Here is a 13,977-nt window from a genome sequence, read left to right on the forward strand (position 1 = left end):
TGATCTTTGGGTGTGCTGGTCACACCCCTGTTTCTCTCGGCCCTTGCGGGCCGCGCACTTGGGGTGGGGACTGTCAAGGTGCGTTCATCAATGCGCAGATCTGTCGGCATGCCTGTTAGAGGCTGGAGACGTCGGGCCCTGCTCGTCACGGTGATGACGGCAGCAATTTCGCTCGTCGTGCCGCTGGCCAATGCCGACGTGATCGTCGGGTACAAGTACACGGGCAAATCATGGGCGGATGGGGAACTCCCCGATATGCCTGTGGTGAAGGGGCATCCGGCCAAGGGCTCCCCGAAGCCGCCGGCTCCGCGTACGCCGCAGGGGGCGCGTGAGCTGCGTGCCCACGTCCCCAAGGCCCCCAAGTGGCCGACGGCGGGCACGGAAACCGTCACAGTTGGTCAGACCGCCAAGGCGGCATCCGGCGCCGGGCTCCTCTCGGACAGTGCTGCCATCTCGCCGGCCACGCCGCTACGAGCCGGGAAGTCGCCGGTATGGATAGCGCGGGCCACCCCTGGCGTGCCTCCGAGCTCGGCGCGGTCCACCGCTAACGTGCAGAACGCTCCGGCAGCCGACGGCCCGGCCGCGGTGCGGGTGCAGACGGCGAGTCGGCAGCAGGCTGCATCGGCGAACGTCAACGGCCTGCTTGTCGGTGTGGCGTCTTCCGACGGGAAAGCCACCGGAGGCCAGCTGTCCGTAGGCCTCGATTACAGCGCGCTGGCGAACGCCTATGGCGGCGGGTGGGCATCCCGGCTGCACCTCGTGTCCATGCCCGGCTGTGCACTCACCACCCCTTCGGTTGCCGCCTGCCGGGTTCAGACCCCCTTGCAGACGGTCAACGACCCGACGACCCAGCGGCTCACCGCCAACGTCGACATGCCCAGCAGCGCGCCCAAGTTCAAGGACGCGGCCCTGTCCGGTGCGGCGACCCCGCTGATGGCCGCGTCGGCGGCGACCCAGTCGACCGTCGTCGCGGCGGTATCGGACTCGGGCGGCTCACAGGGTGACTTTGCGGCGACCTCGCTGTCCACCTCCGGGGCGTGGACCCAGTCCGCCTCAGGGTCCTTCACGTACAGCTACCCGATCGCGGTCCCGCCGTCGCTCGGTGGTAAGGGGCCCTCGGTGGCCCTCGGTTACGACTCGCAGTCCATTGACGGCAAGACGTCGGCGCGCAACTCGCAGTCCTCGTGGATCGGTGACGGCTGGGGGTACTCCCCGGGCTTCATTGAACGCTCGTACAAGCCGTGCAAGCAGGCCGGGATCGAGGATTCAGCTGACCGGTGCTGGGGCGGCTTCAACGCCACCCTCTCGCTCGGCTCGCACACCGGGCAGCTGGTGCGGGCCAGTGACGGTGTCTACCACCTGGAGTCCGACGACGGCACGAAGATCGAGCGGTTGACCGGTGCCACGAACGGGCTGTGGGAAGGCGAGCACTTCAAGGTCACCACGACCGATGGCACGGCCTACTACCTGGGCCTCAATCACACTCCCGGTACATCTTCCGACGCCGCGACCAACAGTGCCTGGGGCCTTCCCGTCTACCACCCGAACTCCGGCGACCCCTGCTACAGCTCGGCCAAGGGTGATGCGTCCCAGTGTGACAAGCAGCTCGGCTACCGATTCAACCTCGACTTCGTCGTGGACCCGAGCGGCAACGTCCAGCGGTACGACTACGCCACCGAGACGAATTACTACAACATGGGGTACGGGCAGGTCGCCAAGGACGGTGAAGGCGGCACTCTGACCCAGTACACCCGCTCGGGCTACCTCACCCGCATCTCCTACGGCTACAAGCTCGCCGACGCTGCCGCGGGCAAGGACCCGGCAGCGCGGATCAACTTCGACACCAAGCAGCGGTGTACGACCTCCGATGCCGTCTGCCAGCCCGACAACCTGAAGTCGGACACGGCGAGCAACTGGCCCGACGTTCCGTATGACCTCAACTGCCCATCCACCTACCAGACAAAGGGTGAGGGCGACGACGTCTGCAAGATCGGCTCACCCACATTCTGGTCCACGTACCGCCTCAAGGACATCACCACCCAGGTCAAGATCGGGACGCGCTGGCAGGACGTCGACCGGTACACCCTGACCCATGTCTTCTCCGACGCCGGCGGAGTTATCGACCCCGTCACCGGCAAGTCGGTCGACCCGAAGAACGCCGGACTCCTGCAGTCCATCATGTGGCTGTCCTCCATCCAGCACACCGGACTCGACACCACCGCAGGGGGCGCCGGGGCGATCACTCTGGAGCCGGTGACGTTCACCGGCATCGAGATGGACAACCGCGTCGACGGGCTCACCCCCGGAGCGCCACCGCTGTATCACCCTCGGATCTCAAGCATTCGGACGGAGATGGGCGAGTCCATCTCCGTCAAGTACCAGGACCCTGAGTGCTCGCGGGTCAAGGGCACCATGCCAGTCTCGCCAGACACGAACACCATGGCCTGCTACCCGGCGTACTGGTACCCCCCGGGCGCAGCCACGCCCCTCGAAGACTGGTTCGTCAAGACGCTGGTCAGCGAGGTCGTGAGCAGCGACCTCACCAAGGCGGGCTCCCCCTCCAAGGTCACCAAGTCCGCATACGGGGGCGGCGCGGCCTGGCACCGCGACGACTCGGAGCTTACCGACGACCAGTACCGGACTTGGAACAGCTTCCGGGGATACCGCACCGTCACCACGACCTCGGGTGTGGCACCCGATCCCGTCATGCAGACGGTGTCGACGTACCTGCAGGGCATGGACGGTGATTACAAGGCGGACGGCACCAAGCGTTCGGTCTCCGTGGCGAACTCCCTGGGGGAGTCCACGCCGGACGACAGCTGGCTTGCAGGCTCCTTGCTGGAGACCCAGGTCTACACCAAGGCCGGCGGAACGGTCACGTCCAAGACCCTGAACGGTCCGCTTTCCTCCACGGTGACGACAAGCAGCCCGCGCACTGCCTGGACGTCGAAGGAGCCGGCACCAGCAAAGCTGTCCTCGCTTCCTGACCTGACGGCGCGGAGAGTCAACGAGGTCACCAACCGCTCATCGAACCTGCTGTCCACCGGCAAGTGGCGCACGACGAAGAACATCACCACGTACGACAGCCTCGGCCGTCCCTACCAGATCAATGAGAAGGGCGACGTCGACCAACCCGCCCAGGAGAACTGCACCACTGCCAGCTACGCGTCCGCGCCCTCGGACAACCCGATGATGCTCAGCTACCCCAGCGAGACCATCGCAGTAGCCGGCCCCTGTACTACCACCCCTGGCCCCAACACGACGCTGAGCCATAAGCGCTTCTTCTACGACGGGGATGGCTCTGTCACCAGCCCCGGGACCCACGGGAAGCTGGGACAGGCGTGGGCCTCCGACGGCAAAACGCACTCCCGCGGCTACACCACCGCTGTCCAAGTCGCCACCAAGTACGACGGAGCCGGCAAGCCGGTCTTCCAGACCAACGGGGCCGTCACCTATGACAGCTACGGCCGGGTCACCAAGCAGCTCGACGCCTTGTCGAACGCCACCACCACGACGTACGCACCCGCCGCAGACACCCTGCCCACACAGGTCACGACGACCTACCCCCAGCCATTCGGCTGGACCTCCACATCCGACCTGGCACCCACCCGCGGTCTGAAGAAGCGGACCGTCGACGCCAACAACCGCATCACCGAGAGCACGTTCGACGCGCTCGGCCGACGCACTCAGGTGTGGGCTCCGGGCCGGGACAGGGCCACCCAGTCACCGGACCGGAAGTTCACCTACGCCGTGAACACCGCAGGCGACAACCCCAACCCACCTACGGTGACCACCGAGACCCTCCGCGAGCACGGAAGCTACGGCAAGTCCGTCACCATCTACGACGGCATGCTCCAGGTCCGCCAGCAGCAGACGACGACCGCGAACAACTCCGCGGGTCGCCTGATCGCCTCTACGGCGTACGACAGCCACGGCTGGACCGTATCCAGCATTGCCGCCTACGCCGACCCGACCACCGACCCCGGCACCACCATGTGGATCGAGACGGAGAACACCGTCCCGTCCCAGACCAAGCAGGTCTACGACGGACTGGGCCGGGCCACGGCCACCCAGCAGTGGTCGAAGGGCGCCCAGCTCTGGCAGTCGAGCACTACCTACTACGGCTCGGACAAGACCTCCACGACACCGCCCAAGGGCGGCCAGGCGACCACCACGTACACCAACGCCCTCGGCCAGACGACGTCGAGCCTGACCCGGGACACCACTGCTGACCAGAAGCTGACCGCCGGCACCGCGATCCTCTCCGGGACCAGTGTCAGCTCCCGCAGCGTGCGGCTGAACATGCAGGCAGACGGCAACCTCGTCCTGACCGGGATCGCCAACAACAAGGTGCTCTGGTCTTCCGGAACCGCAGGCAACCCTGGCGCAACCGGCAGCGTGCGGGCGGACGGCAGCTTGGCCGTCATCAGCACGACGGGCGCGGTCCTGTGGTCCTCGGGCAGCGGCACAGCCGGTGCGACCGGCGCCTACGCCATGGTCAAGGCCGACGCCACCCTGCAGATGTACAACGCCTCGGGCACCAGCATCTGGACGACCGGCACGGCCGGCAAGGCCACCACTGCGGATACCACGACCACCTACACCTACACCCCCGCCGGCAACATCGATTCCATCAGCGACACAGTCGGCAACAAGTGGACGTACACCTACGACCTGCTGGGCCAGAAGACCTCGCAAACCGACCCCGACACCGGACGCAGCACCTACGCCTACGACCTGTTCGGCCGCCAGACCCTTGCCACGGACTCCCTGGGTAAGAGCCTCTCGTACACCTACGACGGCCTGGGCCGCAAGACCGGAGAGTACGAGGGCACGAGCACCACCGACCCGGCCAAGAAGCTGGCCGAGTGGACGTACGACACCCTTGCCAAGGGCTACCCCACGTCCTCCACGCGGTTCGTCGGCGGAGCAAACGGCAGCGCCTACACCAAGAAGATCAACGGCTATACGACCGCCTACCAGCCCGCCGGAACGACGACAGTCATCCCGGCCGCGGAAGGCAAGCTCGCCGGCACCTACACGGCAACCGCTGAGTACACCCCCGACGTCGGCCTCCTGGCCTCTACGACCTATGGCGCTGACGGCGGTCTCCCAGCCGAGACCATCGGCTACGGCTACAACCTGCAAGGCCAGCTGACCCAGACCGGTACCGCCACTACGCCGTATCTGAACAAGGCCATCTACACCCCGCTCGGCCAGATCATCCAGTCCACCTACGGCGTCTATGGCAAGCAGCTGCGTACAGCGCAGACATACGACGAGGCGACCGGCCGGCTGGCCACCACGTCAACCAGTCTGCAGACGGCCAGCACCTCTCCGATCGACGCCACTACGTACGCCTACGACGAGGCGGGCAACCTCACTGGCACGAGCACCGTTCAGTCCAGTGACGGCGCGATCACCGGCACCGACACCCAGTGCTTCCTCTATGACGGACAGAACCGCCTTGCCGAGGCCTGGACGGACACCAAGGGGCTCACCGCTCCGGCAGCCGGGCAGCTCTCCCGATGCAACACCCGCAAGCCTTCCTCGTCGACGGTCGGTGGGCCCAGCCCGTACTGGCAGTCCTTCACGTACAACCGGCTGGGCGACCGCATACAGCAGGTCAAGCACGACACCGGCGGCAACCCGGTGAAGAACGTCACTCAGGACACCGTCTACCCCGGCAACGGCATCACCCCTGCCGCCCAGCCCAACACCGCCACATCCATCACCACCACAGGCCCCGACGGGACCACCACCCTCACCCCGCACTACGACCCTGCGGGCAACACCACCAGCCGGGACACCAAGGTTGGCGCAGCGGCGGCGACGACGCAGACCTTCACTTACAACGCCCAGGGCCGCACCCAGAGCGTCACGACGCCCAAGCCGGGTGGCGGAACCCAGACCGCTGACTACTTGTACGACGCAGACGGCGCTCTCCTCCTTCAGAGATCACCCGACAGCGATGTCCTGTACCTCTTCTCCGGTGCAGAACAGCTGAGCCTCACCAAGTCCACGAAAACCGTCAGCGGCCTGCGCCACTTCACCAACCCCGACGGCACTCGCATCACCCGCGCGTCGACCGGCACGGTCACCTACCAGCCCACGACGCGCCAGAACACGTCTCAGCTCCAGATCGATGCCGCGACGCTCACCGTCACACGCCGCGCCTTCGATCCCTACGGTGCCCCCCGCGGCACCGCACCGCCCAATTGGGCCGACAACCGCGGCTACCTGGGCCAACCCGTCGACGCCACGAGCGGTCTCAACCTCCTCGGTGCCCGCAACTACGACGCGGCCCTAGGACGGTTCCTGACAGTCGACCCCGTGTTCGAAGCCGGCGACCCCAACCAGATGGGCGGCTACGCCTACGCCGGCAACGACCCGGTCAACATGAGCGACCCGTCCGGGCTCTACAGCTGGAGCGACTTCGGGGCAAGCGTGTCCGGCGTACTCGACGCCCTCTTCGGCGGACTCAATTCATCATTCCTGGGCCCCGTGCTCAATCCAATTGGCTGGGCTTTCAACGAACTCACCAACATCTACAACGGTGACAACGAGACCTGGAATGACTGGACGGGCTACGAGGGGCCCGAGGACCGCGTACCAAACCTGTGGGGTGAGCACCCCACCGCCGAGCTATTCGACGTAGACCAATCCTCTGACGCCTATCGCGGTGGATACATTGTAGGCCTCGTAGGCTCCCTCCTCGTCGACGGTGTCGGACTGGGTATGGCTCTGGTCAAGGGCTACCGATTCCTCAGGGCAGCGGGAGGAATTAAGGAAGCCCTCGACGCAGCCAAGAACCTCCTCAAGAACGAACACCCGGAACCCCCTCGGGCCAAGCCGGACCCGCACGCCACCCCCGAGGATGTGGCGCCGACTGGGCCCGGTACGGGTGCACCCAAGTCTGCGGAGCCAGAGAGTTCGGCCGACGCATTCAAGGACAGTCCCAGGGAGGATGGAAAGGTCCTTGACAGCGCGCGCGCCGAAGCGGATGCCACGACAAACGATAAGAGCTACTCCTCAAGGACTCGCCCCTCCGCAGCGGAGGCTCTGGAGCTGCCAAATGGTAGGATTTACAGCAGTCCGAGTGTGACCGGAGAGGCGCCTCAACTTCATCCCGTCGTCCAAGAGATTCTCGATGCTGTGCCCGCCCTTGAACGGGGGAGGTCACATGGACAGTGCGGGCTTCCCATCTGTCTTTCGGCGGCGCTGGATGACGGGCACAACCCGACGGGCGCGCGAGTGGCTGCAGTCATGGTGCGAAACCAATTGACTCATGCCAAGCATGGCAATCGGATCGGCCCGTGTGATAGTTGTGTTGCGCTTGAAGATGCGTTCGATCTGGACTTCACGACGGCCGGAGGGTTGGATGACAAGTAGATTTTCGAGTGATGTGGAGGAGGAGCTATATGCGTCGGGTTGGGTCCCTGGAAGGTCGGTGGAAACCGCAGGATGGATTTCCCGATTCGAATCCGTAGGACTTGTGGCGCATGATGCTGCACGGGAGTTTCTGACAGAATTCGGCGGTCTGAAGTTCGTCTTCTCCGGCCCAGGCGTTGAGTGTGCGCGCGAGCCATTCGAACTTGATCCAGATTTGTGCGAAGGGGAGGAGGATCGGTTCATTGAGTGGGGTGAAGAACTCGGAATTTCCTTCTTCCCTGTTGGTCACCTCGATTCAGGTCGATTCTTCCTTGGTGTTGACGAGGCTGGCATTGTCTATCTCATTGAAACGTGGGTGGCCAGCTTCGGCAGGGTGCCAGAAGCGTTCGAACGGCTTCTGCTCGGGATGAATCCAGAGAGAATCAGTTGAGGGTGCCTGACGGCATCGTGATTCTCGTGATTCATGTCTACGTATCGGCCGCCACCGCGGGAGCAGTGGTCGGCTGATACGTGTTTCCGGGTCGTCTGGCTTTGTTACCGAGGTTGCACTCGTGGAGTCGTAGAGGCTGACGGCTCGTCGCCCCTGCGGGATCACCGAGGCATGCGTATCCCAAAGGGGGCGGGCTGACCTCCGAACGTCAGCAGGTCCGCGAGGAGTTACGGCTGAAGGCGGCCGAGAGGTTCGCCCGGGGTGAGGCGAGCTCGGTGATCGCCAAGGACCTGCGGGTCAGCGTCCGCTCGGTGCAGCGGTGTCGGCAGATGCGGGACGAGGGCGGTCCGCGGGCTCTGCGGTCACAGGGGCCGGCGTCGCTGCCGAGGTTGAGTCAGAAGCAGTTCGCACAGCTGGAGGCGGAGCTGGCCAAGGGGCCGGCCGCGCACGGTTGGAGGACAGCGGTGGACGCTGGCCCGGGTCAAGACAGTGATCGGCGGGCGTTTCCACCTGACCTACACGGTCCAGGGCGTGCGGAAGCTGCTGGTGCGCAATGGCTGGTCCTGCCAGGTCCCGGCTCGACGAGCGATGGAGCGGGACAACGATGCCGTGGCTGGGTGGGTCAAGGAGGTGTGGCCGTGCGCGGAATACTCGCGGCGGCCCGTGGGGCCTGGCTCATCTTCGAGGACGAAGCCGGATTCTCCATGACGCAGCCGCAGGCGAAGACCTCGTCGCAGCGCGGCCGGACCCCGGTGGTGCGGGTCCCGCGGCCGTTCCCGCACGCCTGGCGAGGCCGGATTGCCCTGCGGGAAATCGAGCCCGCAGGGCGTGTTGTTTCGGCGCGGAGTGCGGTTCAGTGGCTGCCGAGCAGGCGGCATCGGCTGCATTCAGTCTCGCCGGCGTTTGAGGCGCGGGGCTGGTGCCGAGACCCAGGGGTTTGGGCGGGAGACCGGGGGGCTTGCGCGGCGGGGGTCGCGGCGGAAGCGGGTTAGGCCGACAGGGCGGGGACGCGGGCGGGAGCCGGTACGGCGGCGTCGTAGCGCCGCAGCAGGAGGCGGGCCAGCTGTGGGGCCGCGCCCAGGACGTCCGCGATGACATCCGCGCCCGCGGCCTCGGCGCCCGCCGCGATGCGGTCCGGGAGGCGGCCGGGGGCTATGACGTACGGGGCGACCGCCACCCGGGCGAAGCCCTCGGCCCGCAGGGCCCGTACGGCGTCCTCCGTACGGGGAAGGGCAGCGGAGGCGAACGCAGGCCGCACGGCGCACCAACCGGTACGCCGCCACTCCCGCGCGGTTTCAGCGATCGCTGCGATCGCCTCCGGGTCTGTGGAGCCGGCGGACGCGAGCACCACCGCGGTGGTGGCGCGGTCCGCCGGGGTGATTCCGGCCTCGGCCAGCCGGAGTTCGAGGGCGGAGAGGAGGAGCGGGGACGGCCCCAGGACGTCGGCCACCCGGACCGACAGCCCCGGCAGCCGCGCCGGGGACTCGGACAGCGCCGCCGGGATGTCGGACTTCGCGTGGAAGGCCCGGGTGAGGAGCAGCGGGAGCGCCACGACCTCTCGTACGCCCGACAGGTGGAGCGAGGACAGGACCTGGCCCACCGACGGGGCGTTGAAGTCCAGGAAGGCCGTCTCCACCCGCACCCCGGGCCGCAGCGCCCGCACCCGCCGGGTGAGGGCGTGCACGGTCGCGGCGTGCCGCGGGTCGCGGCTGCCGTGGGCGATGACCAGGAGTGCGGGTGCGGACGACACGGCGATCAGCTCTTGACCAGCAGGCCGCGGCTGCGCAGCACCCACCGCTCGACCGGGCTGAAGATCAGCAGGTCGATCGCGATGCCGACGACCAGGATCAGGATGATCGCGAGGAACACGCCCGGCAGGTCGATGTTGTTGCGGCCGTTCTCCAGGAGCTGGCCCAGGCCCAGGCCCAGGTCGGGGGAGCTGGCGATGATCTCGGCGGCCATCAGCGAGCGCCAGGAGAAGGCCCAGCCCTGCTTCAGACCGGCCAGGTAGCCCGGCAGCGCGGCCGGCATGACGATGTGCCGGGCCCCACGCAGGCCGGTGGCGCCCAGGGTGCGCCCGGCCCGCAGGTACAGCGGAGGGATCTGGTCGATGCCGGAGACGAGGCCGTTGGCGATGGACGGGACGGCACCCAGCAGGATCACCGTGTACATCATGCCGTCGTTCAGGCCGAACCAGAGCACCGCCGGCGGCACCCAGGCCACCGACGGCAGCGACTGGAGGCCCTGGAGGATCGGGCCGATCGCGGCGCGGACGAACTTCACCCGGGCGACGAGCAGGCCGAGCGGCGTGCCGATGGCCAGGGCCAGCAGGAAGCCGAGCAGACCGCGCGAGACGCTGGTCCAGACGACCTCCAGCAGGGTGCCCTTGAGCCACATGTCGGACAGGCTGTCCCACACCGCGGTCAGCGGGGGCAGCTTGGTCTCCTCGGTGGCCTTCGCCGCGACGAGGATCTCCCAGACCAGGAGCACGAGGCCCACGGCCAGGAACGGCGGGAGGACCTTCTTGACGAGGACCTCGCGGACCGGGGTGCGGTGGGTCTGGACCGCGTCGAGGGCGTCCAGGCCGGCCTCGAGACCGGCGAGGTCGTCCGTCTTCGCCTTGGGGGCGGTGTCAGTGCTGGCCATGGCGGCGGATCTCCCCACGCAGGTGTTCAGTGATCTCAAGGGACAGTTCCGCGACGTCCGCGTCCTCGATGCGGCGCGGCTGCGGGATGTCCACGGTCCACTCCTTGGCGACCCGGCCGGGCCGCGAGGACAGCAGGACCACGCGCTCGGCGAGCCGCACGGCCTCGCGGACGTTGTGCGTGACGAAGAGGACGGAGAGGCCCGTCTCGGCCCAGATGCGCGTGAGTTCGCCGTGCAGCACGTCACGCGTGATGGCGTCGAGGGCCGCGAACGGCTCGTCCATCAGCAGCAGCCGGCTGTCCTGGGCGAGCGCCCGGGCCAGGGCCACACGCTGGCGCATGCCGCCCGACAGCTCGTGCACGCGCTTGCCGTACGCGCCGCCGAGCCGGACCAGCTCCAGCAGCCGCTCGGCCTCCTGCTTGCGGTCGGCCTTGGCCACCCCGCGCAGCCGCAGGGCGAGTTCGATGTTCTTGCCCGCGGTCAGCCACGGGAAGAGGGCGTGCTCCTGGAACATGAGGGCGGGACGGCCGCCGGGGGTCTCGATCGACCCCGCGGACGGCTTGTCCAGGCCCGCGACCAGGTTCAGCAGGGTGGACTTCCCACACCCGGACGCCCCCAGGATGGTGACGAACTCTCCGGGAGCGACATCGAGGCTGATGTCGTCCAGGACGAGCTGCGATCCGGCCGGGCCGGAGAAGGACTTCGAGACGTGCTCGATGCGCGCGGCGTGAGCGTGCTGCTCCGCTACGGTGCCCTCGGCAGCCTTGGCAAGCGTGGTGGCCATGGTCGTCACCTCCTGGGTTTGCTGGGTTTCGGGATTACTTCTTGGCGCCGAGACCGGCGTCGGAGACCTCGGGCTTGCCGGCGGCCTTCAGGACCTTGTTCAGGAGCGTCAGGTCGTAGATGCCGGCCAGGTCGGGCTGCTCGATGAGCTTCGCCTTGACCGCGTACTCGGCCTGCTTCTGCAGCGTGGAGGCCAGCGGGTCGTCGGTGACGAGGATGCTCGACCACGCCGGGTCGATGACCTTCGCGTCGAGCGGCTTGCCGCCCTCCGCCGCCAGCTTGGCGTTCGCGGAGGCCTTCGCCTTGTCCGGGTTGGCGTTGATCCACTCGTTGGTCTTCACCGTGCCCTTGAGCACGGCCTCGACCACGTCCGCGTGCTCCTTGAGGAACTTCTGCGACACGATGACGTTCGTGATCACGAACTTCTTGTCGGGCCACAGGGAGGTCTCGTCGAGGAGGACGCTGCCGCCGTCGGAGACGAGCTTGGAGGCCGTCGGCTCCGGCACCCAGGCGCCGTCGATGGAGCCCTCCTTGAAGGCGTCCGGGGTGACCTTGTTGTCCGTACGGACGACGGAGACGTCGCCCTTGCCGGACTCGGGGTCGACCGACCAGCCCTTCTCGGCGATCCAGTTGAGGAACGCGACGTCCTGGGTGTTCCCCTTCTGCGGGGTGGCGATCTTCTTGCCCTTGAGGTCGTCCAGGGTCTTGATCTTCTCCGGGTTCACGACGAGCTTGACGCCGCCGGAGGCGGAGCCGGAGATGATGCGGAGGTTGGAGCCCTTGGACTTGACGTAGCCGTTGATCGACGGCGAGGGGCCGATGAAGCCGATGTCGAGAGAGCCGCCGTTGAGCGCCTCGATCTCGGACGGGCCGGCGTTGAAGGACTGCGGCTTGATCGTGGTGCCGCCCAGTTCCTTCTGGATCAGGCCCTCCTGGAGGCCGACCAGCGCGGTGGCGTGCGTCAGGTTCGGGAAGTACCCGATGCGGACCTCGGAGGCGGAGAGCTTCTGACCGTCGGTGGCGGCGGCGTTGGCCGGCTTGTCCTCGGTCTTCTTGGCTTCGGAGCCGTAGCCGCAGGAGGCGAGCGCACCGATCAGGAGCGGCAGGGCGGCGGCGGCGACGACGCCGCGGCGGATGGTCTTGCGAGTGGTGTTACCGGTGGCAAGCACGGGAGGACTTCCTCTCGTGACGCGGTCATCTCATGACGCACGTCTTCGTCTGTGGAGCAAGGGCAGGTACAGCTCTTGGGGGGTGTGGGCGCGCAAGCGGTGCGCGTACGTCATCGCGCACATCGCGCCACCCCTCCCTGGCCGCTGCCAAGGTGGCCGCTGCCTACGCGGCCGCCCTCCTTGGCGAAGGTGGAGTAGATGTCGGCAAGCATGATCTAGAAGTCCCACCCTTCTTCATCTGCCTGGACGGTCGTCTCGGCCTTGGAGGCGAAGGACTCGCCGGCCATGCCCGCCGCCAGGGTGGTTCCGTCGGCCGGGTCGATCAGGAGGAAGGACCCGGTGCGGCGCGAGTCGGCGTACGCGTCGAGCGCGAGGGGCTCGGCGGTACGGACGACCACGCGGCCGATGTCGTTGGCCACCAGCTGCCCGGGGTTCGGGTGCTGGGACAGGTCGTCGAGGGTCAGCCGCGAGGGGATCTCCTTGACGATCGCCTTGACCGTCCGCGTCGTGTGCTTGATCAGCACCCGGGCACCGACGGACAGCGGCTGGTCGGCCACGTGGCAGACCGTCGCCTCGACGTCCTGCGTGGTGGCCGGCGGGTTCGCGGACGGCGCGATCAGGTCGCCGCGCGAGATGTCGATGTCGTCCGCGAGGCGCAGGGTCACCGACTGCGGGGCCCAGGCGATGTCCACCGACTCACCCAGCGCGTCGATGCCGACGATCGTGCTCGTACGGCCCGAGGGCAGCACGGTCACGGCCTCGCCGACGCGCAGCACGCCGGAGGCGATCTGGCCCGCGTAGCCGCGGTAGTCGGGGTGCTCGGCGGACTGCGGGCGGATCACGTACTGCACCGGGAAGCGCGCCGGGCAGGCGGTGAGGTCGTGGCTGACCGGGACGGTCTCCAGGTGCTCCAGCACCGTCGGGCCGCCGTACCAGTCCATGTTCGCGGAGGGCTCCACCACGTTGTCCCCGGCCAGGGCCGAGATCGGGATCGCGGTGATCTCCGGGACGCCCAGGTCGGTGGCGTACGCGGTGAACTCCTCGGCGATGGCCGCGAAGACCTTCTCCTCGTAGCCCACCAGGTCCATCTTGTTGACGGCCAGCACCACGTGCGGGACGCGCAGCAGCGCGGCGACGGCCGCGTGCCGGCGGGTCTGCTCGATCACGCCGTTGCGGGCGTCGACGAGGACCACGGCCAGGTCGGCGGTGGAGGCGCCGGTGACCATGTTCCGGGTGTACTGCACGTGCCCCGGGGTGTCCGCCAGGATGAACCGGCGGCGCGCGGTGGCGAAGTAGCGGTACGCGACGTCGATGGTGATGCCCTGCTCGCGCTCGGCCCGCAGGCCGTCGGTGAGCAGCGCGAGGTCGGGGGCCTCCTGGCCGCGCTGGGCGGAGACGGCCTCGACGGCCTCCATCTGGTCGGTCAGGACCGACTTGGAGTCGTGCAGCAGCCGGCCGACCAGCGTGGACTTGCCGTCGTCGACGGATCCGGCGGTCGCGAAGCGCAGCAGGGTGGTCGCCGACAGGTCGGCGAACTGCTCGGTGGTGCTGGTCATG

The 13,977-nt window shown here is 67.7% G+C and carries 7 protein-coding genes and 1 pseudogene; 3 read left to right on the plus strand and 5 right to left on the minus strand.

The window, feature by feature from the left end; all coding sequences use genetic code 11:
- Positions 1-90: 90 nt before the first annotated feature.
- The 3 genes and pseudogenes from ACFTXQ_RS15085 (at position 91) to ACFTXQ_RS15095 (ending at position 8,530) form a co-directional block, all read left to right on the plus strand.
- Positions 91-7,392, plus strand: coding sequence for an RHS repeat-associated core domain-containing protein (locus ACFTXQ_RS15085; protein ID WP_382640577.1), 7,302 nt, complete (start codon positions 91-93; stop codon positions 7,390-7,392).
- Positions 7,382-7,822 (plus strand): SUKH-3 domain-containing protein, encoded by a 441-nt coding sequence (locus ACFTXQ_RS15090; protein ID WP_382640580.1) that lies wholly within the window; start codon positions 7,382-7,384, stop codon positions 7,820-7,822. Before ACFTXQ_RS15085 ends, ACFTXQ_RS15090 begins: the two co-directional genes overlap by 11 nt.
- A 233-nt stretch (positions 7,823-8,055) precedes the next feature.
- Positions 8,056-8,530 (plus strand): annotated as a pseudogene (locus tag ACFTXQ_RS15095) (winged helix-turn-helix domain-containing protein).
- A 280-nt stretch (positions 8,531-8,810) separates the two neighbouring features.
- Here the strand turns inward: ACFTXQ_RS15095 and ACFTXQ_RS15100 are convergent.
- The 5 genes from ACFTXQ_RS15100 to ACFTXQ_RS15120 all read right to left on the minus strand — a co-directional run bounded on the left by ACFTXQ_RS15100 (position 8,811) and on the right by ACFTXQ_RS15120 (position 13,976).
- The gene (locus ACFTXQ_RS15100; protein WP_382640582.1) at positions 8,811-9,572 is read right to left on the minus strand and encodes a sirohydrochlorin chelatase; all 762 of its coding nucleotides are present in this window, start codon (positions 9,570-9,572) and stop codon (positions 8,811-8,813) included.
- A gap of 5 nt (positions 9,573-9,577) precedes the next feature.
- Complete coding sequence (locus ACFTXQ_RS15105) at positions 9,578-10,468, minus strand: ABC transporter permease (RefSeq protein WP_382640584.1); 891 nt, start codon at positions 10,466-10,468, stop codon at positions 9,578-9,580.
- On the minus strand, positions 10,455-11,252 hold the full coding sequence (locus ACFTXQ_RS15110; protein ID WP_382640586.1) for an ABC transporter ATP-binding protein: 798 nt from the start codon (positions 11,250-11,252) through the stop codon (positions 10,455-10,457). Before ACFTXQ_RS15110 ends, ACFTXQ_RS15105 begins: the two co-directional genes overlap by 14 nt.
- Positions 11,253-11,286: 34 nt before the next feature.
- Positions 11,287-12,420, minus strand: a complete 1,134-nt coding sequence (locus ACFTXQ_RS15115) for an aliphatic sulfonate ABC transporter substrate-binding protein (protein ID WP_382640589.1) — start codon at positions 12,418-12,420, stop codon at positions 11,287-11,289.
- 215 nt (positions 12,421-12,635) lie between these two features.
- A complete protein-coding gene (locus ACFTXQ_RS15120; RefSeq protein WP_382640592.1) occupies positions 12,636-13,976 on the minus strand; it encodes a sulfate adenylyltransferase subunit 1 in 1,341 nt (446 codons plus the stop codon).
- Between the last annotated feature and the right edge of the window lies 1 nt (position 13,977).

The organism is Streptomyces sp. NPDC057010 (assembly GCF_042673805.1).
GTDB lineage: Bacteria > Actinomycetota > Actinomycetes > Streptomycetales > Streptomycetaceae > Streptomyces.

What these genes read in the sequence shown, in the direction of transcription:
- ACFTXQ_RS15085 (WP_382640577.1), top strand. Translation starts at nt 91, where the DNA reads ATGCGCAGATCTGTCGGCATGCCTGTTAGAGGCTGGAGACGTCGGGCC.
- ACFTXQ_RS15090 (WP_382640580.1), top strand. Translation starts at nt 7,382, where the DNA reads ATGACAAGTAGATTTTCGAGTGATGTGGAGGAGGAGCTATATGCGTCG.
- ACFTXQ_RS15105 (WP_382640584.1), bottom strand. Translation starts at nt 10,468, where the DNA reads ATGGCCAGCACTGACACCGCCCCCAAGGCGAAGACGGACGACCTCGCC.
- ACFTXQ_RS15110 (WP_382640586.1), bottom strand. Translation starts at nt 11,252, where the DNA reads ATGGCCACCACGCTTGCCAAGGCTGCCGAGGGCACCGTAGCGGAGCAG.
- ACFTXQ_RS15120 (WP_382640592.1), bottom strand. Translation starts at nt 13,976, where the DNA reads ATGACCAGCACCACCGAGCAGTTCGCCGACCTGTCGGCGACCACCCTG.